The following is a 26,197-nucleotide window of genomic DNA, read 5'->3' on the forward strand; positions in this document are numbered from 1 at the left end:
CGGGGTTCGATTCCGCTGTTCCGCGCGCTCGCGCCGCGCCTTCGCCTATACTTGCAGCATGAAACGCTGGCTCCCGCTCGGGCTCATCGCCGCCGGCGCCGTCCTCGGCGCGGCGGCGCTGCTGCTGTCGCCCTCCGAGGAGGAACGGATCCGCGAACGGCTCACCCAGCTCGAGGACGCGGTGCGCGTCGACGACGGCGAGCGGAATCCGCTGGTGCGTCACGGCCGCATTCGCAGTGAGTTCGCCGAGATCTTCGCGAAGGAGGCGAGCGCCCGTATCGCCGAGATCGGCGACAGCCTCCGCGGCCGCGACGAGCTCGCGAACGCGGCGACCCAGGCAGCGGTCGTCTATCAGACCGCGGATGTGAGCCTGGGTGGCACGGAGATCCAGATCGACCCGGCCGGTATGACGGCGGAGGTGACCGCCACTGCGACGGTCACGGGCGCCCGGCACGGGCAAGAGGTCCGGCGCGACGAGCTGCCCGTGGTGCTACGGCTCGAGAAGATCGACGGCGAGTGGAAGATCGTCTCTGCCACCGTCCACCCCAGGAACACCCCTGGCGACGACAGCCACTGACAACGACGCTCAGACTCGAGACGCAACCCGCCACGGGCTTCGCGGCGTCTAGCTAAGGCATCCCCTTAGATTCTTCGGAGAGTTCACAGGGAGACGGGGAGACGGGGAGCACATCTTCAAATACTCCCTGTCTCCTCGCCTCCCTGTTCAATTTCCCCGCTGAAAAAGGCTGCCCAATAAGGGGGTTCCGTAGGGCGTCGAGGGCGCGCCCGGGAAGCGCTCATGTGCACCAAAAAAGAAAGGCCGGTCGGGAAGAACCCGCCGGCCTGAGGCCCGCTTTCGCGGACCCACCGGGACCGCACAGGACCGCCGGTGGAGGAATCCACCGGAGTCCTGGAGAGGCCCACGATCAGAAGAGATCAGAAGAGAGAAGTCAGGAAAGCAATTCGAAGCGCAATCAAGTAAAGAGCGAAGACAAAGCGAAGACGGGCCGAAGATTAAGACAATTCGAGAAGCCAGTCAAACCGAAAGATGAAGCTGAAGCAAAGAGCGAAGCGCAAACCGGAATCGAACGGGCAAGCTCAAGCGAAGCAGGGGAGAAGCTGAAGCGAAGCGGGAAGCAGCGTCAACATCGAGAGCGGCACAACAGATAAGAAAAGCTCAGACCGAGGTCTGACAAGCTGGTCAGGATAAGCCAACGCAAGGGGCAACGCGCGTCGCGCGTGCCTCGGCCATCCCTCCTTAACCGCCTCGTAAGGCGTCTGTCGTCACGTGAACCGAAGCTCTCCGCCGGCACCCGGCGACAAGTCAATCAAGGAGCCCGATACCGCAAGGGCCATGGCATTCGGGTGACGGCGGGGTCGCGATCGCTCGGCTAGCGCCGCCGATCACCTCGCTTGGCGTCCCCCCGAAGACCGAGGCTTGCATTGCGAAGGTTATGCCAGGGGTCATCCCCTTCGAGTCCGCATGAAACAGGACGACGAGCAGGGGCGACATCTGGTGGATACATAGAGCAACCGGCGGGCCAACGGCGGAGGCGCCGCGGCCCTGGCGCCCAGCAGCCAAAATTGCCGCTAAAACCCACCCTCCGAGGCGCGCGCACGATCCCGGAAGCCAGCACCGGTCATACATTTCCGCAGGGACTGGTCCGATCCAGGGATGGGTTCAGATCCAGAACGCAAATGTCACCTGGACATGAATACGTTCACCATCGAGCAGCGGGACGCCCTGCATTGCACCGTGGAAGTGAAGAAACTCAATAAGGCAGGACGAGCACCACCGACGCTTTGCGTCGTATCTCGACGACGCGCTCCCCGCCAAAGGCGCAGTGCGCTACGCGGCGCAGCCCGCAATACGCAGCGCGGCGCGCAGCTCATCGCACATGGGCGCAGCGCACGGCACATAGCGCAGCTCGCGGCGCGCAGGGCACAGCTCGCGGCACAGGCACACAGCACAGCTCGCTGGACTACCTGCAGCCGGCCTGGATCAGCGGCTCAACCACCCGGGCGATGTTCTCTTGGGGCGTGGAGAACCTGTGGCGTTCGAGCCTCCGCAACGCGCCCAGGAACCTCGGCCAGCTGCCACCGCAGGTCGCGAGCAGCGCCCGGAGCTCCGGAGTCCCCGAGTTGTAGACGCGGAACTGCACGAGCGACGCGTTGTTGATCGGACGGCGCGCCCCGATGTCGGCCTTGAGCCGGGCCAGCACCGCGTCCTTCTCCGCCCGCTTCTCGGCGTCGGGCGCCGGGGACGCGTACAGCCGATTGAGCTGGACGTAGGCCGCGTGCAGCGCGCGCGTCCGCACCTCGCCCCTCTCCAGCTCCCTCATGTAGGCCGTCTTCTCCGCGGAGAAGGGGCCCACCCGCTCGTCCAGGTAAAGCTTGGTGAGCTCGTCCCCGACGAAGCTCGCGAGGCTCTCGTTCAACCTCGTCTGCCCCTTCAGGTAGAGCGTCGCGTGCAGCGACTCGTGGAGCACCACGTTGGCGAGGTCGCCGAGCGCCTCGTCCCCGTCCGAGATCATCGTGGACAGGACCGGATCTTCGAGCCAGCCGAGCGTCGAGTAGGCGCCCGCCGGACGCACGTCGACGTCCCAGCCGGCCGCCTTGAGCGGCGCCGCGAACGCCTTGGCATCCTTGAGATCGAACCACCCCATGTAGGGGACCGTACCCACGACAGGAAAACTCCATGTCTTCGAGCGGAACCGGAGCGGCTCACACGCGCTCACCACCCAGACCGCGGCTGGGCGATCGAGCTCGACATACGTCCTGTAATTGCCGGTCGGGGTCAGCCCGTGGCGCTCCCCGAAGCGCTTGATGTGCGGGACCTCGCGCAGCAGCGCGCGCGTCCGCCACGGCCTGCGGGCGTCGAAGGCGGCGTCCTCGAGCGACTCGGCGCGCCAGGCCATCGAGAGCTGGCCGGCGCCCGCCTGCGCGAGGTAGCGGACCTGAGTACACGATGCGAGCACGAGACAGAGCGCGACGAGCCCCGCGGCGGCGCAGACCACGCGCGCCGCGGAGCGAGGGCGCGACACGGACGACGAGGGCGCGGCGCCGCGACGGGCGCTGGCCGCAAGCCTTTCGCTCATCCTTAGCTGATAGCTGGCCGCGCGGGCTTAACAAGCTCTTCCGCGCAGGGGACGCGCGCGCCGCGCGCCCCGCCGCACGCGCGGGACAGTGCCCGACAGATCAGGACGGCAGCGCCGCCCCCCACGAACTGAGCTGCACGGCCGGGACGATCGGCGCGCGTTCCCGCAGAGAGGGCTCCTCCGTGGCATACAGGGGCTCGCGTGCGAGGGGGTAGTCGCGTGGAGCCCCGTTCGCCAGCACCATCTGGATGGCGCCCAGGTGCCCGCTGCGGAACGCGGCGGCCGCGCACGCGAGATAGAACTCCCACGTCCTCATGAAGGCGCCGTCGAAGCCGGTGACCCGCTCGATCTTCTCCCTGTTCTCCAGGAAGTTACGGCGCCAGCAGCGGGCCGTGAGCGCCGAGTGGCGCCGCAGGTTCTCTGCGTCGAGCACGTCGAGCCCGCGCGCCGAGGCGCGCGTCGCCATCCCCTGGAGCGAAGGAGGCCAGTACCCCGGGAAGATGTGCTTTTGCAGGAAGGGGTCAGTCCGCGACGACTCTTGCTCTCTCGTGACGCTCTCGAGCAGGCACACGCCGCCCGGGGCGAGCAGCGCCTTCACCGTGTCATAGAACACCTCGATACGGCGCTCTCCGGCATGGCACATCGAGCCCAGGGAGACGAGCCGATCCCACCGCGGCTCGTCCTCGAGCTCGTCGCAGCTCATCACGCGGACCTCGACCGGGAGCCGCCGCGCCGCCGCCTGTTCGCGGATGTACCTCGCCTGGTTCTCGCAGAGGGTGATACCGAGGCACTGCACCCCGTACGCCTCCGCGGCGTGGAACATGAGGTGCCCCCATCCGCAGCCGAGATCCACGAGCCTGTGCCCGCGCCGGAGCGCGAGCTTCCGCGCGACGAGGGAGATCTTGTGCGCCTGCGCGTCGTCGAGCGTCTCGCCCGGAGAGCTGAAATAGCCACACGACGTCTGGAGGCGCCTGTCCAGGTAAAGAGGGTAAAAGTCGTTGCCTAGCCCATAATGACGCTCGACAGCGAGCCTCTCACGCTTGGCCGCCCCGGAGAGCAGCCCGAGCCGGAGCGCGTCGAGCACGCCCGAGAGGCCGCGGTCGAACGACGACGACGCGGGCACGAGGCGCGGCAAGCGCGCCTCCACGGACCGCGCGAGCTGGAACAGACCGGCGAGCGAGTCCTCGAGATCTCCCTCGAACGTGACCTCGCGCCGGACATACGCCTCACCGAGGCCGAGCGTGCCCCGGAACGCCGTCTCGCAGAGCGACCGACGCGTCCTGAACGTCACGGCAAATTCGGGCGCGCCCGCGCCGAAGCGCAGCCGCTCGCCGCCCCAGAAGCGCAGCTCGAACGGGGTCCCGCCGTGGCGCTCCAGCAGGCGCGACGCCGCTTCCTTGAACCGACGAGACCACGGCGGCATTTCGCCCTTCCTGACGATGAACATCGGACCCCCTCCGCGGCCCCCCGGCCGCCCGACGAGCTGACCCGAGCTGCGCTTTCCCGTCAAGCAACATGTCATCCATGCAAACGCCATCACAGCGAGTCACGGAACGCCCACAGCGGCCGGCGGACACCCCGGACACGCGCTGTCGTCAGGGACAGGAGGAACGCAGTGGCTGGCTCGCTCATAGCACCGTAGTGGTGTTCGGGAGAGTCCCGACAGCATGCTCACGTGTCCGGGATGTTTCATGTTCCAGGCGAAGGAGGGAAATCGGGAAGATGATTCGAATTTCTCCCTACCTTCCTGGCCGTCTTCCTGGTCGCGTGACGTATCCATCCCCTGTGTTGTGTGTGCTGCGCACCCTCGCGCCCGTACGCGCCTGTGCTCCCTCGCGCCCGGTAAGCGCTCAGCTCCCTCACGGCCGGGGCGCGCAGCACGCCCTCGCGCCGCTCGCGCCGCTCACACCCGGGAAGCGCTCCGCTTCCTCGCAGCCAAGGCGCGGTCCGTGGTACGCACGCCGGCCCGTGACCACGCCCAGCGATCCTCCCGCCGCCCTGCGAGACCCGCCGCCGCCCGCGCGGCGCGCAGGGAAGGCCGGCAGCGGTGAGCTCGTGTTCACGCGCGTCGCAGGGCGCACCGTGCTCGAGAAGGCGCTCGCCAGGAGCCCGCTCAGGCTGCTCGCTCCGAAGAACCACGGACAGGCAGCGTGGGTGTTCGTCGCGAGCTTCGGCGGCGGCCTCGTCGGCGGCGACGAGCTCCACCTCCACGCGCGCGTCGGGCGCGGGGCTGCCGCGCTGCTCAGCACCCAGGCCTCGACCAAGGTCTACCGTTCGCCCCTCGGCGGCCGCCAGCGCCTCGATGCCGAGGTCCAGGGAGGCGGGCTCCTCGTCGCGATCCCCGATCCGGTCGTCTGCTTCGCGGGCTCGCGGTACGAACAGGACATCGACGTCGCGCTCGCCGACGACGCGTCGCTCGTGCTCGTCGACGCGCTGTCCTCCGGCCGGAGCGCGCGGGGCGAGCGCTGGGCGTTCGACAGGTATGCGTCGCGCATCCGGGTGAGCCGCGGCGGGCGGGCCGTGCTGCTCGACGCGGCGCTGCTCGATCCCGCGCACGGCGCGCTGCCCGAGCGCATGGGGCGCTTCGACGCGCTCGCGACGCTCGTCGCGCTCGGCCCGCGCGCGGCGAGCGCGGCGGACGCGCTGCTCGCGCCGCGGCCGCCGCCCGAGCGGCGCGCCGAGCTCGTCGCGTCGGCGAGCCCGCTCCGGGGCGGCGGCGCCGTCGTGCGCGTCGCGGGCACGAGCGTCGAGCGAGTCGCCGGCTTCCTCCGGAGCGCGCTCGGCTTCCTCGCGGGTGAGCTCGGTGATGATCCGTTCGCACGAAAGTGGTAGCGTCGCGCCGCGCCGGCAAAGCCGCGGCGTCGCTGCGCCGGAGAGAGGGCGAACATGCACCTTGCGCCTCGTGATCTCGACAAGCTCGTGCTGCACGGCGCGGGCGTCCTCGCCCAGAAGCGCCTCGCGCGCGGGGTCAGGCTCAACTACCCGGAGGCCGTCGCGCTCATCGCGACGCAGATCCTCGAGCTGATCCGCGACGGCCGCAGCGTCGCCGAGCTCATGGACGTCGGCCGCCGCCTGCTCGGGCGCGCGCAGGTGATGGCCGGCGTCCCCGAGATGATCGCCGAGGTCCAGGTGGAGGGGACCTTCCCCGACGGGACGAAGCTCGTCACCGTCCACCACCCGATCGCGCTCGAGCACGGCGATCTGGCGCTCGCGCTCTACGGCAGCTTCCTCCCCGTGCCCGACGTGTCGCTCTTCCAGCAGGCAGGCCAGGGGGAGGTGACGGCCGAGCCGACGCCCGGCGAGGTGCTCGTGAAGCCCGGCGAGATCGAGCTCTCCCCCGGCCGGCGGCGGCTCTCCCTCCCCGTGAAGAACCTGGGCGACCGGCCGATCCAGGTGGGCAGCCACTACCCGTTCTCGGAGACGAACCGCGCGCTCGAGTTCGATCGGGCGGCGGCGGCGGGGATGCGGCTCGACATCCCCGCGGGCACCGCGGTCCGCTTCGAGCCGGGCGACGAGAAGACGATCACGCTGGTGCAGGTCGGCCCGCACGGGGCGGCGCACGCCGCGCGGGAGGAGCAGCAGGCATGAGCCACAGGATGCAGCGACGACACTATGTCGATATCTACGGGCCGACGGTGGGCGATCGCGTGCGGCTCGGCGACACGGGCCTCATCGCCGAGGTCGAGCGGGATCACACGTCCTACGGCGACGAGTGCAAGTTCGGCGGCGGCAAGGTGCTGCGCGATCGCATGGGGCAGATGCCCGGCGCCTCGAACGACGAGGCGCTCGACTGCGTCATCACGAACGCGCTCATCGTCGACTGGACCGGCGTCTACAAGGCCGACATCGGCATCAAGCGCGGCCGCATCGCGGCGATCGGCAAGGCCGGCAACCCGAAGGTGATGGCGGGCGTCACGCCGGGCATGATCGTCGGCGTGACGACGGAGGTCATCGCCGGCGAGGGCCACATCGTCACGGCCGGGGGCGTCGACACGCACATCCATTTCATCTGCCCGCAGCAGGGATACGAGGCGCTCGCGTCGGGCGTCACCACGTTCGTCGGCGGCGGCACGGGCCCGGCGACGGGCACGAACGCGACCACGTGCACCCCGGGCGCCCGCCACATCTCGCTGATGCTGCAGGCGACGGACGTCCTGCCGCTCAACATCGGCCTCACGGGCAAGGGGAACACCTCGTCGCCCGAGGGGCTGCTCGAGCAGGTGCGCGCCGGCGCCGTCGGGCTGAAGCTGCACGAGGACTGGGGGACGACCCCGCCCGCCATCGACTGCTGCCTCAGCTTCGCCGAGCACGAGGACATCCAGGTCACGCTCCACACCGACACGCTGAACGAGTCGGGCTACGTCGACGACTCCATCGCGGCGTTCAAGGGCAGGACGATCCACTCCTACCACTCCGAGGGCGCGGGCGGCGGGCATGCGCCCGACATCCTGCGCATCTGCGGCGAGCCGAACGTCATCCCGAGCTCGACGAACCCGACGCGCCCGTACACCGTCAACACGCTCGACGAGCACCTCGACATGCTCATGGTCTGCCACCACCTCGACCGGAACATCCCGGAGGACGTGGCGTTCGCCGAGAGCCGCATCCGCGGCGAGACCATCGCGGCCGAGGACATCCTCCACGACCTCGGCGCGATCAGCATCATCTCGAGCGACAGCCAGGCGATGGGCCGCGTCGGCGAGGTGATCACGCGGACCTGGCAGACCGCGCACAAGATGCGGGATCAGCGCGGCCGGCTGCCCGAGGAGCAGGGCGACAACGACAACTTCCGGATCCGCCGCTACGTGGCCAAGTACACGATCAACCCGGCCATCGCGCACGGCATGTCCCACGAGATCGGGTCGGTCGAGCCGGGCAAGCTCGCGGATCTCGTGCTGTGGCGGCCCCAGATGTTCGGCGTGCGTCCGGAGCTCGTGATCAAGGGCGGCCTCATCGCCTGGGCGCAGATGGGCGATCCGAACGCGTCCATCCCGACGCCTCAGCCGTACTACATGCGCCCGATGTTCGGCTCGCTCGGCGCGGCCGTCGGCGAGACGAGCATCGCCTTCGTGTCGAGCCGCGCCATGGACGAGGGGAGCATCCGCCGGCTCGACCTGAAGAAGCGCCTCTCGGCGGTCCGCCGGTGCCGCCGGATCGGCAAGGCCGACATGCGCCTCAACAGCACGCTCCTGCCGATCACGGTCGATCCCGAGACGTACGAGGTGCGGGCCGGCGGCGAGCTCCTCCGCTGCGACCCCGCGAAGATCCTGCCCCTCGCGCAGAGGTACTGCCTCTTCTGAGGCGGGGCGCTCGCCCTCGGCCGCTCCGCGCCCGCGGGTTCACCTTTCTCTCCGTCTGATTCTGTCTGCTCCCGTCTGATCCCGTCTACGTCCGTCCGCTCCCCTCTGCTTCTGTCTGATTCTGTCTGATTCCATCCGCGCGCATGAACAGGTGGCTCCTCCTCCAGCTCTCCGACTCCGCGTTCCCGGTCGGAGGGTTCGCGCACTCCGCGGGCCTGGAGGCGGCGGTGCAGCTCGGCGAGGTCGGGCCTGGGAGCGCGCTCTCGTCGTTCGTCGCGAGCGCGCTCTGGCAGGTGGGCCTCGGCGCGCTGCCGCTCGTGCGGGCTGCGCACGAGCGCCCGCTCGACATCGCGGCCGTCGATGACGCCTGCGACGCCTTCCTCGTGAACCACGTCGCGAACCGGGCGAGCCGGACGCAGGGCCGCGCGTTCCTCGCGACGAGCGCGCGCGTCTTCCCCTCCGCCGAGATCCGCCGCCTCGACGCCGCCGTGCGGGCGCGGGAGGCGCTGGGCCACCACGCGCCCGCGTTCGGCGCGACCCTCGCTGCGCTCGGCGTCCCGCGCGAGGACGCGCAGGCCGTCTACCTGCACGCCTCGCTCCGCGGCGTCGTCTCGGCGGCGGTGCGCCTCGGGCTCATCGGGCCCCTGGAGGCACAGCGACTGCAACTCGAGAGCGCGCCGCTCCTCAACGCGGTGCTCCATGAGTGTGAAGATCACGGCATCGACGAGCTCGCGCAGCCGGCGCCGCTCCTCGATCTCTTCGGGGCCACGCAGGATCGGCTCTACTCGCGTCTCTTTCAATCGTGAGGTGACAGCATGCACGACCCCGGCGATCACGGGCACGGGCACAACGGCCACGACCACGTTCACGACCACGACCACGTTCACGACCACGACCACGTTCACGGGGGTGGTCACAGGCACGCGCATGCGCACGGAGACGAGCACGGGCACACGCACGAGCACGGGCACACGCACGAGCACTGGGCGCATCCGGGGCTCTTCAGCGAGCGGGATGCACCGAAGGACCGCGATTTCTCGGCGCGCGCGTTCACGGTGGGGATCGGGGGGCCCGTCGGCAGCGGCAAGACGGCGCTCGTGCTCGCGCTCTGCCGCGCGCTGCGCGACAGGATGCCGCTCGGCGTCGTCACGAACGACATCTTCACCCAGGAGGACGCCGAGTTCCTGCACCGCAACAACGCGCTGCCGCCGGAGCGCATCCGCGCGGTGGAGACCGGGGGCTGCCCGCACGCGGCGATCCGCGAGGACATCAGCCACAACCTCGTCGCGCTCGACGACCTCATGGATCACGTCGCGCCCGCGCTCCTCATCGTCGAGAGCGGCGGCGACAACCTCGCCGCCCAGTACAGCCGGGAGCTCGTCGACTACACGATCTACGTGATCGACGTCGCCGGCGGCGACAAGGTGCCGCGCAAGGGCGGACCGGGCATCACGCAGTCGGATCTGCTCGTGATCAACAAGACCGATCTCGCTCCGCACGTCGGCGCCGACCTCGGCGTCATGGAGCGGGACGCCCGGAGGATGCGGGGCGACGGGCCGTTCCTGTTCGCGCAGTGCAACCGGAGCCAGGGAGTCCCCGAGATCATTGACCACATCCTCTCCGCCATGCGCCGCGCGACCACCACGGCGCCTTCCGCGAAATAGGCCTCTATCGCGCGCCTCACGCTGCGAGAAGCGCTGCGAGAAGCGCTCACGCTCCACAGGAGTCGGCATACCGGATCACATCTGCGCCGGGCGCGCAGCGCCGTGCCCTGTTAAAGGAGGACAGCGGTAACGCCGCTTCGACTTCCGTTTCGCTGGAATACCGGTTCTATTGGACCGTAGGCGGACTTCGGACGGGTGGTAGAGGGCGGAGAGGGCTCCGCCGGGCGGAGCGACTTCCACCACGACCGCCGCGGTCGCCACGCGATCACGGCAGCGCCGGATGGCGAGGCGGCGCGGCGCACCCGTTGTAGACCAGAGGAGGAGGCATCAGTGAGCCAGGCCCGACCCCATGTGCTGGTGGTAGACGCCGAGAAGAGGGTCCTCGACAGGCTCGCGCTCGAGCTCAGCCAGGGCGGCTTCGACGTCACCTGTGCCGAGAGCGGGCTCGCCGCGATCGAGCTCGTCAAGGCGCGCCGCTTCGACCTCGTGGTCGCCGATGTGGGGGCGCTCGGCATGGAGGGCGCCGGGACCATCGCCGCGCTCAAGGCGCTCAGCCCCGACCTGGAGATCATCGTCGGCTCCCCGTGCTCGAGCGCCCAAGACGCCGTGGAGTGCATCGAGCGCGGCGCGTACGACATGCTGGAGAAGCCCTACGACATCGAGGACCTGAAGCGGCTGCTCGAGGCGGCGATGCTGCGCACCCACCTCGACGCCGTGGCGGCCGTCCACCAGGCGAGCGCCGCCCTGGTCGCGTCCCTCTCGCGGGACGACTTCCCCGAGCGCGCCGTGGATCTCGCGGCGAAGGTCGTCTATACGACCGGCGCCGCGCTCTCCCTCGCGCTCGATCAAGGGGCCGCGCTCTACCAGGCGGCCTCCGGCGCCGAGGTGCCCGCGGCGTTCATCGCCCGGCTCGCCGGGCGCATCGAGGGCGCGCTCGCGCCCGTCCGCCTCTCCGCGGACGACGCGCCCGATCTGCTCTGTACCGCAGAGGGCGATCGCTTCGGCGCCGCCATCGTCGCGCCGCTCCGCCTGGGCGAGAGCTCGTTTGGCGGCCTCGTGGTGCTCCGCGACGAGCGCCTGCCGGCGTTCACCAGCCAGGAGGAGCAGGCCATCGGCATCTTCGCAATTGAGCTCGCGCTCGCCTTTTACGGTCACAAGGTACGGCGCTCGCTCGGCCCCTGCGCCGCCTGACGCTCGCGCGCGGCGTGGGCGCGCGCGGCGCGCTCGTCCGAGCCGAGATCTGCGGCGAGCGCCCGCAAATTCTTCGGCGATCGAGCTCAAGATTCCCTCTGGCGAACGCGTTCGCGCCCCACTAAAGGAGGGGAGCGATGAGCCCCACCGCTGCACCATCGACTCTCCCCGCCAGGGCCCAGCGCGCCGCGACCTTCTACCGGGATCTCGTCGGCAAGAAGATCGCGATGGCGCTGAGCGGCGTCATCTTCTTCGGCTTCGTGATCGGCCACATGGCCGGCAACCTCCAGGTCTTCCTCGGCCGGCAGAAGTTCAACGACTATGCCGCCTTCCTCCACGGGACGCCCTCCCTGCTGTGGGGGACGCGGATCGTCCTCCTCGCCTCCCTCATCGTCCACGTCTACACGGGCGTGACGCTCGCGCAGCACAGCCGCGCTGCCCGGCCGGTCCCCTACCAGGTGAAGGGGCAGCGGCGCCCGAACGTCGCCGCGCGCACGATGTTGCTGAGCGGCGGCGTCCTCGGCGCCTTCATCGTCTATCACCTGCTCCACCTGACGACGGGCACCGTGCACCCCGACTTCGTGCCGCTCGACGCCTACGACAACGTCGTGAAGGGCTTCAGCCCGGGACCCGCGGCGATTGCCTACGTCGTGGCGATGGGCCTGCTCGCGCTGCACCTCTACCACGGCGCGTGGAGCATGTTCCAGTCGGTGGGCTTCAACCACCCGCGCTACTCGCCGGTGCTCAAGAAGCTCGCCGCCGCGTCGTCGATCCTGCTCTTCGCCGGCTTCTCGTCCATCCCGCTCGCCGTCCTGTTCGGCATCGTCCGCTGAGCCCGGAGCGTCCGTCATCATGCAGCTCAATGCGAAGATCCCCGAAGGTCCCATCGAGAAGAAGTGGGACCAGCACCGCTTCAACCTGAAGCTCGTCAACCCGGCGAACAAGCGGAAGTACACGGTCCTCGTCGTCGGCACCGGCCTCGCCGGGGGCGCGGCGAGCGCGACGCTGGCCGAGCTCGGCTACAACGTGAAGAGCTTCTGTTTCCAGGACTCTCCGCGCCGCGCCCACAGCATCGCCGCGCAGGGCGGCATCAACGCCGCGAAGAACTACCAGAACGACGGCGACAGCATCTACCGCCTCTTCTACGACACCGTGAAGGGCGGCGACTACCGCGCGCGCGAGGCCAACGTCTACCGGCTCGCGCAGATCAGCGTGAACATCATCGACCAGTGCGCCGCGCAGGGCGTGCCGTTCGCGCGCGAGTACGGCGGCGTGCTCGCGAACCGCTCCTTCGGCGGGGCGCAGGTGTCGCGCACGTTCTACGCGCGAGGCCAGACGGGGCAGCAGCTCCTCCTCGGCGCCTACCAGGCCCTCGAGCGGCAGATCGGCCTCGGCAAGGTGAAGATGTACCCGCGCACCGAGATGCTCGACCTCATCGTCATCGACGGCAAGGCGCGCGGCCTCATCACCCGCAACCTGATCACCGGCGCGCTCGAGACGCACCTCGGCGACGCGGTCGTCCTCGCGTCGGGCGGCTACGGCAACGTCTTCTTCCTCTCGACGAACGCGAAGGGGTCGAACACCACGGCCATCTGGCGGGCCCACAAGCGCGGCGCGCTCTTCGGCAACCCCTGCTTCACGCAGATCCACCCCACGTGCATCCCGGTCTCAGGAGACTACCAGTCGAAGCTGACGCTCATGAGCGAGTCGCTCCGCAACGACGGCCGCATCTGGGTGCCCACGAACCCGGGCGACACGCGCGCGCCGGAGCTCATCCCCGATGGCGAGCGCGACTATTACCTCGAGCGCCGCTATCCGAGCTTCGGCAACCTCGTGCCGCGCGACGTCGCGTCGCGCGCGGCCAAGGCGGTATGTGACGAGGGCCGCGGCGTGGGGCACACGCGGCTCGGCGTGTACCTCGACTTCTCGGACGCCATCCGGCGCCTCGGCAAGCCGGCCATCGCCGAGCGCTATGGCAACCTCTTCGACATGTACGAGCGCATCACCGGCGACGACCCGTACAGCGTCCCGATGCGCATCTATCCGGCCATCCACTACACGATGGGCGGGCTCTGGGTCGACTACAACCTGATGAGCACGATCCCCGGCCTGTACGTGCTCGGCGAGGCGAACTTCTCCGACCACGGCGCGAACCGGCTCGGGGCGAGCGCGCTGATGCAGGGCCTGGCGGATGGATACTTCATCATCCCCTACACCATCGGCGATTACCTCGCGTCGACGAAGCTCGAGCGGGTCGACGACCTCCACCCCGCCGTGAGGGACGCCGAGCGCGACGCGAGCGCGCGGCTGAACAAGCTGCTCAGCGCGAACGGCTCGCGCACGGCCGACTCGTTCCATCGCGAGGTCGGCAAGATCATGTGGGAGGCGTGCGGGATGGCGCGCAACGCGGCCGGGCTCAAGGGCGCGCTCACGCGGATCCCGGAGCTCCGCGAGCAGTTCCACCGCGACGTCCGCGTCTCGGGGACCGGCACCGGCCTGAACCAGGAGCTCGAGAAGGCGGCGCGCGTCGCCGACTTCTTCGAGCTGGCGGAGCTCATGTGTCGTGACGCGCTCGACAGGGAGGAGTCGTGCGGCGGGCACTTCCGCGAGGAGCACCAGACGCCCGAGGGCGAGGCGAAGCGCGATGACGAGAGCTTCTCCTATGTCGCCGCCTGGGCATGGCGAGGCGAAGGTCAGGCCCAGGAGCTCCACAAGGAGCCGCTCCAGTTCAACGAGGTTCACCCCACGCAGCGGAGTTACAAATAATGCGCCTCACCCTCCATGTCTGGCGGCAGAAGGGCAAGTACGAAGCGGGCCGGTTCGTCACGTACGAGGTGCCCGACGTCAACGAGCACATGTCCTTCCTCGAGATGCTCGACGTGCTCAATCAGCGGCTCATCCTCAAGGGTGAGGAGCCAATCGCGTTCGATCACGACTGTCGCGAGGGCATCTGCGGCATGTGCGGCTTCATGATCAACGGCCAAGCACACGGCCCCCTCCGTGGGACGACCGTGTGTCAGCTGCACATGCGTCACTACAAGGACGGCGACGTGCTGTGGCTCGAGCCGTGGCGAGCCCAGGCGTTCCCGGTGGTAAGCGACCTCGCCGTGGACCGCAGCGCGTTCGACCGGATCATCGCGTCGGGCGGCTTCGTCTCGGTGCCGACGGGCAGCGCGCCGGACGCGAACGCGATCCCGGTGCCGAAGGTGATCGCCGAGCGCGCCATGGACGCGGCGGCGTGCATCGGCTGCGGCGCCTGTGTCGCATCTTGTCCGAACGCGTCCGCATCGCTGTTCACCGCGGCGAAGGTCTCGCACCTGAACCTCCTGCCGCAGGGCCAGCCGGAGCGCGATCAGCGCAGCCTCAACATGGTCGCCCAGATGCGCGTCGAGGGCTTCGGCCACTGCACGAACGTCGGCGAGTGCGAGGCGGTCTGCCCGAAGGAGATCCCCCTCGACATGATCGCGCAGATGAACCGCGACTACCTGCGCGCGACGCTGGTCCACCGCGACGTGCAGGCCAAGGGCGGCACCGGCTGAGGCGCCGCACCGCCGGCCTCGCCCGAGGCCGGCGGCGCCGCCCCTCCCTCCTCTCTCCTCGACAGCGAACGCGCTCCTCTCGCACGCCATGAACGGCGGCGCTCCGTCGCCGTCACCTCGCCGCCAAGGCGGGCGCGCCCCTGATTGACACCGGCTCGCCGCAAGGACGCGCCGCGCCAAAGGTGCGCCTGTGGCCCATGGGGTCAGGCCGGCCCTTCGGCCCATCACCGCCCGTACGGCCGGCCCCCGGTGCGTGCAGGCGCAGGCTGCAGCGCCTCGGCACGAGGCTCACCCAGGCACGGCCCCGCGGCATGACAGGCGACCCCTGGTGCCGCGGGTGCGCCAGCACGATCCCGACGGCCGCCGCAGGTGTGGCACGAGGCCGCCGTCATCCCCCGTTTTCGTACAATTTTTCACCAAAAGCACAAGATTTTGCAGGCCACCTGTGGAAAACAGACCAGGAGTTTCCTGATCACTGACTCAGGGACTTCCTAAACCATCTTCGCGCCGCGAGCTCCAACCGTACAGTCAACGTGGGATAAGCACTCGGCATGTTTCGAGAACATCTCGCCGCGACTCGCGCCTATGCCAGTGGGGGCTTTCCGAGTGTGACGAGCCGTCGCTCCAGTAGCAGCGCAACCGCGAAGATGCCGTGGCGCTCTCCCGCGCCGCAATGAAACGTGTCAGGGTCAACAGGCACTTGTTCGAGGTCACGAGTTGGAATAACCTCGAAATTGTCCTGAACGGGATCAGACGTCATAAGACAATTGTGGTCAGCCCACACCATGTCGTAGACTAGGTCGAACTTAGAGCGCCGCAGCGAGGGGGGGCATCCCGCGGCGAGCGCGTCGAGGATCGCATCGAGTATCGCTCTTCTGCGGAAGCCGGTTCGAGGGGAGGGCCGGCAGGAGGAGAAGCCAGAGGCAACGGCCGCGGCGACCTTTCTCCCGGCGGATCAGGAGATCCGCTTTCCACATGGGAACGACGCGCACCGGGACCGCAAACCAGACCGACCGGAGCCGGGCAGATCGCCTGAGGGCGCCCTGCTGCGCCGTTCGTGCTGCGCGCCTTCGGCGCGCGCCGGGGTCTGCGAGGCTGGTCGGATGCGGGAGTTCGAACATCAGACAGGTCTCTTGCACGAGCGAAGAAGTAGGAGGGGAACTTCATGAGGTGCTGCATCGACGGCCTTAATCTGCATCCGACGAGCGTCCACGATGCTGCCGTTGTTCTCGACACCGTGACGGACCGGCTCCTCGCCGCGGGTGATCGGCGAGCGGCCTTCACCGACGTCTACGGTATCGTCACGCGCGCCGTCGCGGCGCAGGTCGAGCGACGCGATGGCATGTTCCTCGAGCCGGCGTGGATCTCGCGCCTCGCGGGCCGGTTCTGCGAGCGTTACCTCGAGACGCTCGGCTGGTGCGATCGGGGCGCGGCGCAGGACTGCGGCGCCTGGCACATCGCGTACGCGAGCACGGCGTCACGGTTCACGCCCCCCGTGCAGAACGCGCTGCTCGGCTTCAGCGCCCACATCAACTACGACCTGATCTTCGGCATCCACGCGACGATCGTCGAGTTCGGGCACGGCGCCGACCCCGCGATGCTCGCGCGGCTCAAGCACGATCACGATCAGATCAATACGCTGCTCCGCGCCTCGGTCATCGAGGCGCTCGCGCGCCTCACCGCGCGGCACGGCTGCCCCCTCAGCGCGTTCTTCCTGGACACCGCCCCGGAGGTCGCGGTCTGGGTGTCCATGGAGATGCTCTCGCGGTGGCGCGAGCGGGTCTGGGACGACGTCCTGGCGCTCCTCGCCGCGCGCAGCGGGAGCGAGCGGGCGGCGCTCGCCCGCGGGGTGGAGCGGCGCTCCACGCGCATCGCCCAGATGCTCGCCCTGCCCTCGCTCCACCACGCGCCGCACACGGCGCTCCGCCTCCTGTCAAGGGCCGCGTGATCGCGGCCGACCGCAACCGAAGCCCCGCCCGATCGTAGAATGGGGGCATGAGCAAGCTGCCCAAGGAACCGCCCGCCGGCGAGATCACCCCTCCAGCGCTCTACCTGCGGCGGCGCGAGCTCCTCAAGAACGCGGCGCTCTTCGCCGGCACCGCGTCGGCCATCGGCGGCGGCCTCGTCTGGCTCACCGGCGGCGCGGCGCGCCTCTCGGCGGCCGGCACCCCCGGCAGCGCGGCCACGCCGCTCGGCAGCGCGGCAGCGCTGCCGGGGCCGCCGGCCGCCGGCGCGCCGTCCTCCGGGACGAGCTCGAGAGGCCCGTTCGTTACCGACGAAGCGCGGACCTCCTACGAGGACATCGTTTCGTACAACAATTTCTACGAGCTCGGCCTGAGCAAGTCCGAGCCGGCCAAGAACGCCGGCCGGCTCAGGCTCCGCCCCTGGGCCATCGCGTGCGAGGGAGAAGTGAAGAAGCCCGAGGTCATCGACCTCGACACCCTGCTCCAGTGGTTTCCCCTGGAGGAGCGCGTCTATCGAATGCGCTGCGTCGAAGCGTGGTCGATGGTGATCCCCTGGCTCGGGTTCCCGCTGGGCGCGCTGCTCAGGCGCCTCGAGCCGACCTCTCGCGCCCGGTACGTCCAGTTCACCACGCTGCTCGATCGAGAGCAGCTGCCCGGCCAGCAGAGCGACGTGCTCGAGTGGCCTTACGTCGAGGGGCTCCGGATCGACGAGGCCATGCACCCTCTCACGATGCTGGCCGTGGGCCTCTACGGCAAATCGCTGCTCGGCCAGAACGGAGCGCCCATTCGCCTGGTGGTGCCGTGGAAATACGGGTTCAAGGGGTGCAAATCGATCGTCAGCATCAAGCTCACCGAGCGGCAGCCGGCGACGAGCTGGAGCCGCGCCGCGCCGGACGAGTATGGATTCTATGCGAACGTGAACCCCGCGGTCGATCACCCGCGCTGGAGCCAGGCGACGGAACGGAGGATCGGTGAGCTGCGTCGCCGTCCCACGCTGCCATTCAACGGCTATGCGGAGGAGGTCGCCGGCCTCTACAGCGGGATGGACCTGCGGGAGAGCTTCTGATGATGCGCGCTCCAGCGAGGACGATGTCGCCGCCGCGCGCTGCCACCGCCGGAGGCGTGCCGGCTGGCCGGAAGCTGGCATGGCTCCCGCCCGCGGTCGTCGCCGGCGGGCTGATCCCGCTGGCCGTGCTCGGCCTGCGCGCCGGGGCCGGAGCGCTCGGCCCGGACCCCGTCGCCGCGGCGCTGAACCAGCTCGGCCTGCTCGCGCTCGTGCTGCTCGTCGCCTCGCTGGCGGCGACGCCGCTCAAGCTCGTGTCGGGCTGGACCTTTCCGCTGCGTATCCGCAAGGCGCTCGGGCTGCTCGCGTTCTTCTACGCGTGCGCCCACTTCCTGACCTATGCGATCGTCGATCAGGGCCTCGACGTGCGCGCGATCGCCGAGGACATCACGGAGCGCCCCTTCCTCCTCGCCGGCTTCGTCGCGCTCCTCGTGCTCGTCCCGCTCGCGGCGACCTCGACCGCGCGCATGCTGAAGCGCCTCGGCGCCGCGCGCTGGAAGCGCCTGCACCGCCTCGCCTACGCCGCCGCCGTCCTCGGGGTCGTGCACTTCTTCCTCCGCGTGAAGAAGGACACGACAGAGCCGATGATCTACGCGGCGCTGCTCGCGCTGCTCTTCGCCGTGCGCATCGCGAGCGCCGTCCTGCACAGACGCGCGGCGCCGCGCTGAGCGCCAGCGTCGCGCCGTCGCCGCGCGGCGAACCTGCCGCGCGGCGCCGCGCGTTCGGATAGCATGGGGCTTCGGCGTGGAACGCGTGAGGACGGCGACATGAGGCTCTTCACCATCGGGGACAGCATCTCTCAAGGCTTCATGTCGCTCGGCGCGGCGCGCACCCAGCTCGCCTACTCCACGTGGATCGCGCATGCGCTCGGCGTCGACGTCGGCGACGCGCTGTCGAGCCCGGCGTACCGCGTGCCCGACTACCCGGCCCACGGGCTGCTGCTCGATCTCGAGGTGGTGCTCCGCCGCCTCCAGCTCGCCTTCGGCACCACGATCGACAGGCTCGAGTGGGCCGCCGTGCTCCTGGAGATCAACCGGGTGCTCGACGTGGCCGAGGAGTACTACGAGCGCGGCGAGGGGGCCGGCCGCTACCGCGGCGGGAGCGTGCCCTGGTTCCACAACGTCTCGGTGTACGGCTTCGACGTGGCCGACGCGTGGCTCGTGACCCCGAGGCTCTGCAGGGAGCGGATCGCGGCGGCGCCCGGCGCCAAGGACGGCTTCCTCCAGGGGCCCAACGCGGCGTTCTACCGGACCGCGCTCCGCGTCCTCAACCCGTCGCGGGACGAGCGCCTCGACGGGTACACCCAGCTCGACTGGCTCGGCCACCACGCGCGCGGCGAGGGCGTCGAGAACCTCCTCCTCTGGCTCGGCCCCAACAACGCGGTCGGCTCGGCGATCCTCCTCAGCGTCGCGGCGACCGAGGACAGGGCCGAGCGGCGGCCGGTCTCGCTCAGCTTCGACGAGCGGACCCGGGCGCAGTGGAACCTCTGGATGCCCGACGATTTCGTCGCCGAGTACGGCGAGCTGCTCGACCGGGTCGACACCCTGATGCGGCGCAACGAAAACCCAGGCTGGCGGGTGTTCGTGGCCAACGTGCCTCACGTGACGATCGTGCCGATCGCCACGGGCGTCGGCGACCCGCTGCCCGGCCTCCCGCGCTACTACCCCTATTACACCTATCCCCCGCTCGCTCGAGGCACCCGCCTGATCGAGGCGGGCGCGCCGCACCTCACCGCCGCGGACGCGCGGCGCATCGACGAGACGGTCGACGCCTGCAACGCGCAGCTCGTCCGGCTCATCGAGGAGAAGAACGCCCGCCACCGCACGCCCCGGTATCACCTCGTCGACGTCTCCGGCGGCCTGGACCGGCTCGCGTACCGGCGCACCGGCGGCGAGCCGTCATACGAGTTCCCCGCATACTTCGCGGCCAACGTCGCGCCGCCGATGGACACCCGCTTCTACCACGTCGATCGCGCCGGGCGCCGCAAGGCCGGCGGCATCGTCAGCCTCGACGGCGTTCACCCGAGCGTCATCGGCCAGGGCCTCCTCGCCCACGAGTTCCTCAAGGTCATGAAGGAGGCCGGCGTCCCTGGCGCCGACCCGGACCGCCTGCCGTGGCCCAGGATCGTGGCGAGCGACACGCTCTATCAGGACCCGATCCCGCTGATGGAGGAGATCTACCAGTACGAGGAGCTGTCGTACGCGGTGCTCTCGGCGTACCGGTACGTCTTCGGAGGGTTCCAGGCGCGGCGCGGCAGCATCAAGGACTTCTAGAGCGGCGCTCACGGAACTGCGGGCGTGCTTCCGCGCAGCATGAAATAAATGAGCACCCCCGTGACGGAGACGTAGAGCCAGAGGGGCAGCGTCACCCGAGCGACCTTGGCGTGCTTCGCGAAGTTCGCCTTATAGGCGAAGTAGAACGACGTCAGCGCGAGCGGCACGATGCCCGCCGAGAGCACGATGTGCGAGATGAGGACGGCGAAGTAGATGGCGCGGAGCGGCCCGGTGCCCTGGTACTTCGTGTCGCCGTGGACGAAGTGATAGGCGAGGTAGCCGACGAGGAACAGCGACGAGGCGGCGAACGCCGAGACCATCAGGTACTTGTGCACGACCATCGCGCGGCGCTTGATCGCGAACCAGCCCGCGACGAGAAGCGTGGCGGCCGTCGCGTTCAAGGCGGCGTTCAGCGGGGGCATGAAGCGGAGATCCGCGCCGCCCGCGCCCCGCCGGATGATGAGGATGTAAGCGAGGAACGCCAGCGCGGCCGCGGAGAGCACGGCATTGAAGGCGTAGAACGATCGGTCGCTGGTGCGGGCGAGCAGGCCGACGGGCTTCAAGTGGCTCGAGGCGTGGGACGACATCGCGCGGTCCATACCAGAGGAGCGCGCCGAGCGCGAACGCGAGCGGGCGACCTCGGATCAGCGAACGGGAGCGGACGGAAGCGGACGGGGCCGCCCCGAGCGATCGCAGGCTAGGACACCGATCACGTTGATCGAGCGAGAAATGAACCGCCAAGACACCAAGGACGCCAAGATAATTCTCCGTTCTTGGCGTCCTTGGCGACTTGGCGGTTCGAAATTCTGCGCTTTTCAGGCAGTTTCAACCCGTTTGTCGCTCTAGGCGGAGCTCGGCGCGATCCCCATCGGGGGGCTGCGATCGAGGTTCCGCAGCGGCTCGCGCATGGTCACGAACTCCTCGGCCGCGGTCGGGTGGATGCCGATCGTCGCGTCGAACTGCGCCTTGGTCGCGCCGCACTTCAGCGCGACGGCGAACCCCTGGATGATCTCGCCGGCGTCGGGCCCGACCATGTGGACGCCGAGCACCCGGTCGGTCGCGCGGTCGACGACGATCTTCATCATCGTCTTCTCCTCGCGCCCGGAGAGGGTGTGCTTGAGCGCGCGGAAGGTCGAGAGGTAGATGGCGACGTCGTGGCGCTCTCGCGCCTGCGCCTCGGACAGGCCGACGGTGCCGACGTTCGGCTGGCTGAAGACAGCGGTCGGGATGCCGGCGTAGTCCACGCGCGCGCGCTCGCCGCGGAAGAGCGTCTTCACCAGCGCCATCGCCTCGGCGATGGCCACAGGGGTGAGCTGCACGCGCGAGATCACGTCGCCAAGCGCATAGATGGACGGGACCGACGTCTGGAACGCGTCGTCCACCACGACCGCGCCCTCCTCGTCGAGCTTCACCCCGACCTCCTCGAGGCCGAGCCCCTTGGTCTTCGGCAGGCGCCCCGTCGCGTACAGCACGCAGTCGGCCGCGAGCTCGGTGCCGTCGGCGAGCGTCGCGACGAGCGCGTCGCCCTGCCGCGCGAGGTTCTCGACGCTCGCGCCCAGGCGGAGGTCCAGCCCCTTCTTCTGGAGCTCGGCGGCAAGGAACGCCCGGATGTCGTCGTCGAAGCCGCGCAGGAGGTGCATGCCGCGGTGAACCAGCGACACCTTGGCCCCGAGGCCGTGCAGGATGCCGGCGAGCTCGACCGCGATGTAGCCTCCCCCGACGATGACCGCCCGCCGCGGCATCGTCTGGAAGTGGAACAGGTCGTCGGAGGTGACGGCGAGCTCGCGCCCGGGGAAATCAGGGATCCAGGGGTAGCTGCCGGTCGCGACGAGGATCCGCTCGGCGGTGATCCTGGCGCCGTCGATCTCGACGGCGTGGGGATCGACGACCCGGGCGTGCCCCCGGCGGATGTCGGCGCCCGAGTTCTTCAGGAGCCGCTCGTAGACGCCGTTCAGGCGCTCGATCTCCTTGTTCTTGTTGCGGAGGAGCGTCGACCAGTCGAACGACGGCCCGGCGTGCCCGGTCCCGCTGGCGCCGTGGCCGGGCACCGTCCAGCCGTAGCCGGCGGCGTCCTCGAAGTCCTCGGCGTAGTGCGAGGCATAGACGAGGAGCTTCTTCGGGATGCATCCCAGGTTGACGCAGGTGCCGCCGAGGTGGCGCGACTCGGCGATGGCGACCCGGGCGCCGTAGGAAGCGGACATGCGGGCTGCGCGCACGCCGCCGGAGCCGGCGCCGATGACGAACAGATCGTGATCGTACTTGGACATGGTGGACGACTATGCCCCATGTGGGGCGCGGTCGCCGCGCGCCGTGCGGTCGCCGCATGCCGTGCCCTCGCCCCTGCGCCGCGCGCCATGCCCTCGCCCCTGCGCCGCGCGCCGTGCCCTCGCCCCTGCGCCCCTGCGCCGCGCGCCCGCCCTCGCCGCCCGCGGGCAGGCCTGTCCCCGGGCTTCGCTCCCTCGGCTTCGGCTCGGCCACCGGCACGTGGATTCTGCTACGGTCCCGCCGTTGCGCTCCTCGACCCACACTGGAACCTTCGCCGACGCTCCGTCACCGCGCCCGCGCGACGGCGACCTGCCGGAGCGTCCCGCGCCGCGCCTCGCGGGACGCGCGCGTCGCGCCCTACCCTTCGCGCTGGCGGCCGCGCTCGTCGCGTTCGTCCTCGGCCGGCTCGACTTCGACGCCTTCCGCGCCGCCCTGTCGCGCGTCGACGCCCCGCTCTTCGTCGCCTTCGCCGCCCTCTTCGTCCTCGCGCTCCTCGGCGCCGACACGTTCGCGACCGTCCTCGTCTACCGCCGCCTGATCGCGCCTGTCGCCTTCCGCGATTTCCTCGTGCTCCGCGGCGCCTCCTACCTCCCGTCGCTGCTCAACCACCACGTCGGTCAAGCCTTCATCACGGTCTTCCTCGCGCGCGTGCACGCCGTGCCGCTCGCGCGCGTCGCCGGCGCGACGCTCGTCGTGTACGCGTCGTGGCTCGGCTGCCTGCTCCTCCTCGGCGCCGTCGCCGTGCCCGCGAACGGCGGGTCGCTCGCCGGGTCCGCCCTGCTCCTCGCGGCGGGCGCGCTCTACCTTGTGATCCTCGCGCTCCGCCCCGCCCGGCTCGCCCGCACGAAGCTCCTCGCCCCGCTCTTCGAAGCGGGCGTGCGCGGCCACCTCGTCGCCCTCGCCGCGCGCATCCCGCACCTCCTCGTCCTGTTCGCCGGCACCTGGCTCCCCTTCTGGTTCTTCGACGTGCGCATCCCCCTTGGAGCCGCCCTCACGTACATCCCGATCCTGATGGTGGCGGTGACGCTCCCCATCACCCCGCAGGGCTTCGGCACGCGCGACGTGCTCGCCGCCGCGCTCTTCGAGGGCTTCGCCGCCGGCGCGACACGCGACGCGCGCCTGGCCGCCATCGCCGCGTCGACGACGACGTGGGCCGTGGCGCTCACCCTCGTCGAGGCCGCGCTCGGCCTGGCCCTGCTCCGGGGCGTTTTGCCCCATATGGAGGCAAAGAGCCCCACCGACGCTGCGACCTCGGACGCTGCCCCCTCCAGCGCCGGGCGCGAACCGACATGACGCGTCTTAACGCGGCTCGCCATCGAAGAATTGTCACGGTATTTGCAAAGACATTTGCAAATACGCTGTGGGTAATGGCCGTTGGCTCATGGTTTGCCAGAGCGCCAAAGAGGCCAATGCGGCCGAAGACGTGGAAGACGCCGAACACGCCGAAGCGAGATAGGTCGGCTGAGAGAATGTTCGGCGCGACGAGTTTCGGGGTATAGTCTCCGACCCCCTGGCGTTCCTTTCGTCCTTCTAGCCGGGCGCGTCCCGCCGAACATCGCAGACTGACCAGTCCGCGCCGAGCGACCCTCTATGAAGAACCTGGTTCGTTTCCTCGCCTCCTCCGATCACGACGTCGCCCGCGCCGTTCGCCACGTGCGCCAGCAGGTCCGCAGCTTCACCCTGCCCGCGCCGCGGCCGGTCGTTGTCCCGATGCGCATGGCGTTCGAGGCGGCGCGCGAGGCGTACTACTTCGGCGCTCGTGTGCTCGTCTGCGAGCCGCACTTCAAGTCGCACTGCGCGCAGTACGGCAAGGGTGTCCGGACGGGGAACTTCATCCACTACATCCAGGGGCGGGGCGACATCATCCTTGGCGACAACGTGGTGCTCGACGGCAAGAGCAACATCTTCTTCGCCGCGCGGTTCTGCGACCGGCCCACGCTGCGGATCGGCGACAACACCGGGATCGGGCACAACTGCCGGATCATCGTCGGCAAGTCGATCACCATCGGCAAGCACTGCCGGATCGCGGCGGGCGTCTTCCTTCTCGACTCGAGCGGCCATCCGAGCGAGCCGGAGGCCCGGAAGCGCGGCCAGCCTCCCTCGGACGCCGAGGTGCGGCCGGTGGTCATCGAGGACAACGTCTGGCTCGGGGCCCAGTCCATGATCTTCCCGGGCGTCACGGTGGGCGAGGGCAGCGTCGTGGCGGCGGGCGCCATCGTGATGGCCGATGTCCCCCCGTACACCGTCGTCGCTGGCAATCCGGCCCGCCGGGTGGCATCACTGCGGACCGAGGCGAATCGCGCCGACGCGAAGAAGCACAGCGCGGACGACGCGGGGAGGCGCTCGGTCTCCGACAGCGCATCTTGACCCTGGAGCTCTTTACATGGCGATCGAGGTGGAGAAGGTCATCGAGGTCATCGTCACGGTCGGCAGCTTGCCCGCTGAGATCAAGCCCGACGACGACATCTACGACGCGGGGTTCTCCTCGATTCGCGCGCTCCAGCTGCTCACCGAGCTGGAGGATCGGTTCAACGTGGCCCTCCCCGACGACAGGTTCACCGTCGCCCGCACGCCGCGCGCGCTGAGCGATCTCATCCAGGAGCTCGCCCCGTGAGGAGGCTCGTCACGGTCGAGCTCGCGACGCCTGCGAGCGAGATGGCGCAGGAGGAGATCCCGAAGCAGATCGCCTTCCTCTCGAAGGAGATCGCGAACATCCGCTTCGTCCGCGAGGGCGCCGCGCTGGAGTTCGAGGCCCCCGAGGAGCACGCCGGCGTCCTCGCGAAGGCGGCCGAGGGCCTCGCGCGCACCATGCAGCGCAGCCTGCGCCAGCTCAAGCGGAAGCTCGTGTACCGCAGCCCGGCGTGTGATCGGGTGGAGTTCCGCGGCGGCGCGCTCCCCGGCGGGATCACGCAGATGGGCCAGGGCCAGGTCGCCCTCGAGGGCATCCCGCTGCGCCTCTATCGGTACTTCGATCGCTCGCTGGAGGCGCTGGGCGCGCCGTTCTCGCCGAGCCCGATCCTGGTGCCGACGTTGATCCCGGCCGCGACGCTGGCGAAGTGCGACTACTTCCGCTCGTTCCCGCACATCGTCACGTTCACCTGCCACCTGCCGGAGGACATGCCCCTCATCGAGGATTTCCGGGCGCGGCACCAGGACCGGGACACCCTCGACGAGCGCGCGTTGAGCGACATGGCGCAGCCGGAGGTGTGCCTCTCGCCGGCGGTCTGTTACCACGTGTACGCGGCGAACCGGGACCGGGTGCTGCCGGCGGGCGGCGCGCGCTACGCCCTCGCGGGCCGCTGCTTCCGCTACGAGTCGAGCAAGATGGTCGACCTGCGGAGGCTCTGGGAGTTCACGATGCGGGAGATCGTCTTCCTCGGGTCGCGGGAGGAGGTCCTCGCGCTGCGCGAGCAGGGGAACGAGCTCGTGGCGCGTTACCTCGACGAGCACCGGCTCGCCGGCGAGATCCGGACGGCGAGCGACCCGTTCTTCATCGCGCCGGACGCGGCCGCCAAGACGTACTTCCAGATCAGCAGCGAGACGAAGTACGAGATCTCTCTGATGCTCCCGGAGGGCGAGCGCGTGGCGGCCGGCTCGCTCAACTACCACACCGACTTCTTCGGCCGCGCGTTCAGCTGCAATGTCGAGGGCGCAGGCCCGATGCACAGCGTGTGCATCGCGTTCGGCCTGGAGCGGTGGGTCTACGCGTTCCTGGCCCAGCACGGCAACGATCCGACCGGCTGGCCCGATATCGTGCGGCGATCTCCGGAGATGGCCAGTCTCTAGAGAGAGCGGCGCACCGCCGTAGTGCGCGGTTCCGTTTTCTGCGGGGTTCTGAGA

The 26,197-nt window shown here is 69.7% G+C and carries 23 protein-coding genes; 19 read left to right on the forward strand and 4 right to left on the reverse strand.

Annotated features, from left to right (window positions below; all coding sequences use genetic code 11):
- Positions 1-58 precede the first annotated feature (58 nt).
- Complete coding sequence (locus WME79_RS35910; RefSeq protein WP_437524289.1) at positions 59-577, forward strand: nuclear transport factor 2 family protein; 519 nt, start codon at positions 59-61, stop codon at positions 575-577.
- 1,405 nt (positions 578-1,982) lie between these two features.
- Here the strand turns inward: WME79_RS35910 and WME79_RS35915 are convergent.
- Together WME79_RS35915 and WME79_RS35920 are read right to left on the reverse strand one after the other, a co-directional pair.
- Entirely contained in the window at positions 1,983-3,098 is a 1,116-nt protein-coding gene (locus WME79_RS35915; protein WP_437524291.1) for an aminopeptidase, read from the reverse strand.
- Between the two features lie 100 nt (positions 3,099-3,198).
- On the reverse strand, positions 3,199-4,521 hold the full coding sequence (locus WME79_RS35920) for a class I SAM-dependent methyltransferase (protein ID WP_437524293.1): 1,323 nt from the start codon (positions 4,519-4,521) through the stop codon (positions 3,199-3,201).
- A gap of 545 nt (positions 4,522-5,066) precedes the next feature.
- On the opposite strand from WME79_RS35920, the gene WME79_RS35925 reads away from it, so the two are divergent.
- The 14 genes from WME79_RS35925 to WME79_RS35990 all read left to right on the forward strand — a co-directional run bounded on the left by WME79_RS35925 (position 5,067) and on the right by WME79_RS35990 (position 20,092).
- Entirely contained in the window at positions 5,067-5,930 is an 864-nt protein-coding gene (locus tag WME79_RS35925) for an urease accessory protein UreD (RefSeq protein WP_437524296.1), read from the forward strand.
- 54 nt (positions 5,931-5,984) lie between these two features.
- Entirely contained in the window at positions 5,985-6,686 is a 702-nt protein-coding gene (ureA, locus tag WME79_RS35930; RefSeq protein WP_437524299.1) for an urease subunit gamma, read from the forward strand.
- Entirely contained in the window at positions 6,683-8,398 is a 1,716-nt protein-coding gene (gene ureC / locus WME79_RS35935) for an urease subunit alpha (RefSeq protein WP_437524302.1), read from the forward strand. The genes ureA and ureC overlap by 4 nt, the downstream gene beginning before the upstream one ends.
- A 143-nt stretch (positions 8,399-8,541) precedes the next feature.
- Positions 8,542-9,204 (forward strand): urease accessory protein UreF, encoded by a 663-nt coding sequence (locus WME79_RS35940; RefSeq protein WP_437524305.1) that lies wholly within the window; start codon positions 8,542-8,544, stop codon positions 9,202-9,204.
- 9 nt (positions 9,205-9,213) lie between these two features.
- Positions 9,214-10,062: an urease accessory protein UreG gene (ureG, locus tag WME79_RS35945; RefSeq protein ID WP_437524308.1), complete on the forward strand. Its 849-nt coding sequence runs from the start codon at positions 9,214-9,216 to the stop codon at positions 10,060-10,062.
- Positions 10,063-10,392: 330 nt separating this feature from the next.
- Positions 10,393-11,253, forward strand: coding sequence for a response regulator (locus tag WME79_RS35950; protein WP_437524311.1), 861 nt, complete (start codon positions 10,393-10,395; stop codon positions 11,251-11,253).
- Between the two features lie 137 nt (positions 11,254-11,390).
- Positions 11,391-12,086 carry a succinate dehydrogenase cytochrome b subunit gene (locus tag WME79_RS35955; RefSeq protein WP_437524314.1) on the forward strand — a complete coding sequence of 232 codons (696 nt, stop codon included), beginning with the start codon at positions 11,391-11,393 and terminating at the stop codon, positions 12,084-12,086.
- Positions 12,087-12,105: 19 nt separating this feature from the next.
- Positions 12,106-14,019, forward strand: coding sequence for a fumarate reductase/succinate dehydrogenase flavoprotein subunit (locus tag WME79_RS35960; protein ID WP_437524316.1), 1,914 nt, complete (start codon positions 12,106-12,108; stop codon positions 14,017-14,019).
- Entirely contained in the window at positions 14,019-14,792 is a 774-nt protein-coding gene (locus tag WME79_RS35965) for a succinate dehydrogenase/fumarate reductase iron-sulfur subunit (RefSeq protein WP_437524319.1), read from the forward strand. Before WME79_RS35960 ends, WME79_RS35965 begins: the two co-directional genes overlap by 1 nt.
- Before the next feature lie 369 nt (positions 14,793-15,161).
- Positions 15,162-15,287, forward strand: a complete 126-nt coding sequence (locus WME79_RS35970) for an extracellular matrix/biofilm biosynthesis regulator RemA family protein (RefSeq protein ID WP_437524321.1) — start codon at positions 15,162-15,164, stop codon at positions 15,285-15,287.
- 670 nt (positions 15,288-15,957) lie between these two features.
- A complete protein-coding gene (locus WME79_RS35975) occupies positions 15,958-16,740 on the forward strand; it encodes a DUF5995 family protein (RefSeq protein WP_437524324.1) in 783 nt (260 codons plus the stop codon).
- 47 nt (positions 16,741-16,787) lie between these two features.
- Positions 16,788-17,822: a protein-methionine-sulfoxide reductase catalytic subunit MsrP gene (gene msrP / locus WME79_RS35980; protein WP_437524327.1), complete on the forward strand. Its 1,035-nt coding sequence runs from the start codon at positions 16,788-16,790 to the stop codon at positions 17,820-17,822.
- 2 nt (positions 17,823-17,824) lie between these two features.
- Complete coding sequence (locus WME79_RS35985) at positions 17,825-18,487, forward strand: sulfite oxidase heme-binding subunit YedZ (RefSeq protein ID WP_437540006.1); 663 nt, start codon at positions 17,825-17,827, stop codon at positions 18,485-18,487.
- A gap of 99 nt (positions 18,488-18,586) precedes the next feature.
- Entirely contained in the window at positions 18,587-20,092 is a 1,506-nt protein-coding gene (locus tag WME79_RS35990; RefSeq protein ID WP_437524330.1) for a hypothetical protein, read from the forward strand.
- An 8-nt stretch (positions 20,093-20,100) separates the two neighbouring features.
- Here the strand turns inward: WME79_RS35990 and WME79_RS35995 are convergent, their stop codons facing one another.
- Positions 20,101-20,691, reverse strand: a complete 591-nt coding sequence (locus WME79_RS35995) for a DUF420 domain-containing protein (RefSeq protein ID WP_437524333.1) — start codon at positions 20,689-20,691, stop codon at positions 20,101-20,103.
- A gap of 243 nt (positions 20,692-20,934) precedes the next feature.
- Positions 20,935-22,359, reverse strand: a complete 1,425-nt coding sequence (gor, locus tag WME79_RS36000; RefSeq protein ID WP_437524336.1) for a glutathione-disulfide reductase — start codon at positions 22,357-22,359, stop codon at positions 20,935-20,937.
- 241 nt (positions 22,360-22,600) lie between these two features.
- On the opposite strand from gor, the gene WME79_RS36005 reads away from it, so the two are divergent.
- From WME79_RS36005 to WME79_RS36020, 4 genes are all read left to right on the forward strand, one after another.
- Complete coding sequence (locus tag WME79_RS36005) at positions 22,601-23,650, forward strand: lysylphosphatidylglycerol synthase domain-containing protein (RefSeq protein ID WP_437524338.1); 1,050 nt, start codon at positions 22,601-22,603, stop codon at positions 23,648-23,650.
- Positions 23,651-23,947: 297 nt separating this feature from the next.
- Positions 23,948-24,724: an acyltransferase gene (locus WME79_RS36010; protein WP_437524341.1), complete on the forward strand. Its 777-nt coding sequence runs from the start codon at positions 23,948-23,950 to the stop codon at positions 24,722-24,724.
- 16 nt (positions 24,725-24,740) lie between these two features.
- A complete protein-coding gene (locus tag WME79_RS36015; RefSeq protein ID WP_437524344.1) occupies positions 24,741-24,971 on the forward strand; it encodes an acyl carrier protein in 231 nt (76 codons plus the stop codon).
- Entirely contained in the window at positions 24,968-26,143 is a 1,176-nt protein-coding gene (locus tag WME79_RS36020; RefSeq protein WP_437524347.1) for a hypothetical protein, read from the forward strand. Before WME79_RS36015 ends, WME79_RS36020 begins: the two co-directional genes overlap by 4 nt.
- Positions 26,144-26,197 lie beyond the last annotated feature (54 nt).

Source organism: Sorangium sp. So ce726 (assembly GCF_051521405.1).
GTDB lineage: Bacteria > Myxococcota_A > Polyangia > Polyangiales > Polyangiaceae > Sorangium.

Bases quoted from the DNA above. Each gene is read 5' to 3' on its own strand.
- WME79_RS35910 (WP_437524289.1), top strand. From the start codon at position 59: ATGAAACGCTGGCTCCCGCTCGGGCTCATCGCCGCCGGCGCCGTCCTC.
- WME79_RS35915 (WP_437524291.1), bottom strand. From the start codon at position 3,098: ATGAGCGAAAGGCTTGCGGCCAGCGCCCGTCGCGGCGCCGCGCCCTCG.
- WME79_RS35920 (WP_437524293.1), bottom strand. From the start codon at position 4,521: ATGCCGCCGTGGTCTCGTCGGTTCAAGGAAGCGGCGTCGCGCCTGCTG.
- ureA (WP_437524299.1), top strand. From the start codon at position 5,985: ATGCACCTTGCGCCTCGTGATCTCGACAAGCTCGTGCTGCACGGCGCG.
- ureC (WP_437524302.1), top strand. From the start codon at position 6,683: ATGAGCCACAGGATGCAGCGACGACACTATGTCGATATCTACGGGCCG.
- WME79_RS35940 (WP_437524305.1), top strand. From the start codon at position 8,542: ATGAACAGGTGGCTCCTCCTCCAGCTCTCCGACTCCGCGTTCCCGGTC.
- ureG (WP_437524308.1), top strand. From the start codon at position 9,214: ATGCACGACCCCGGCGATCACGGGCACGGGCACAACGGCCACGACCAC.
- WME79_RS35955 (WP_437524314.1), top strand. From the start codon at position 11,391: ATGAGCCCCACCGCTGCACCATCGACTCTCCCCGCCAGGGCCCAGCGC.
- WME79_RS35960 (WP_437524316.1), top strand. From the start codon at position 12,106: ATGCAGCTCAATGCGAAGATCCCCGAAGGTCCCATCGAGAAGAAGTGG.
- WME79_RS35965 (WP_437524319.1), top strand. From the start codon at position 14,019: ATGCGCCTCACCCTCCATGTCTGGCGGCAGAAGGGCAAGTACGAAGCG.
- WME79_RS35975 (WP_437524324.1), top strand. From the start codon at position 15,958: ATGAGGTGCTGCATCGACGGCCTTAATCTGCATCCGACGAGCGTCCAC.
- msrP (WP_437524327.1), top strand. From the start codon at position 16,788: ATGAGCAAGCTGCCCAAGGAACCGCCCGCCGGCGAGATCACCCCTCCA.
- WME79_RS35985 (WP_437540006.1), top strand. From the start codon at position 17,825: ATGCGCGCTCCAGCGAGGACGATGTCGCCGCCGCGCGCTGCCACCGCC.
- WME79_RS35990 (WP_437524330.1), top strand. From the start codon at position 18,587: ATGAGGCTCTTCACCATCGGGGACAGCATCTCTCAAGGCTTCATGTCG.
- WME79_RS35995 (WP_437524333.1), bottom strand. From the start codon at position 20,691: ATGGACCGCGCGATGTCGTCCCACGCCTCGAGCCACTTGAAGCCCGTC.
- gor (WP_437524336.1), bottom strand. From the start codon at position 22,359: ATGTCCAAGTACGATCACGATCTGTTCGTCATCGGCGCCGGCTCCGGC.
- WME79_RS36010 (WP_437524341.1), top strand. From the start codon at position 23,948: ATGAAGAACCTGGTTCGTTTCCTCGCCTCCTCCGATCACGACGTCGCC.
- WME79_RS36015 (WP_437524344.1), top strand. From the start codon at position 24,741: ATGGCGATCGAGGTGGAGAAGGTCATCGAGGTCATCGTCACGGTCGGC.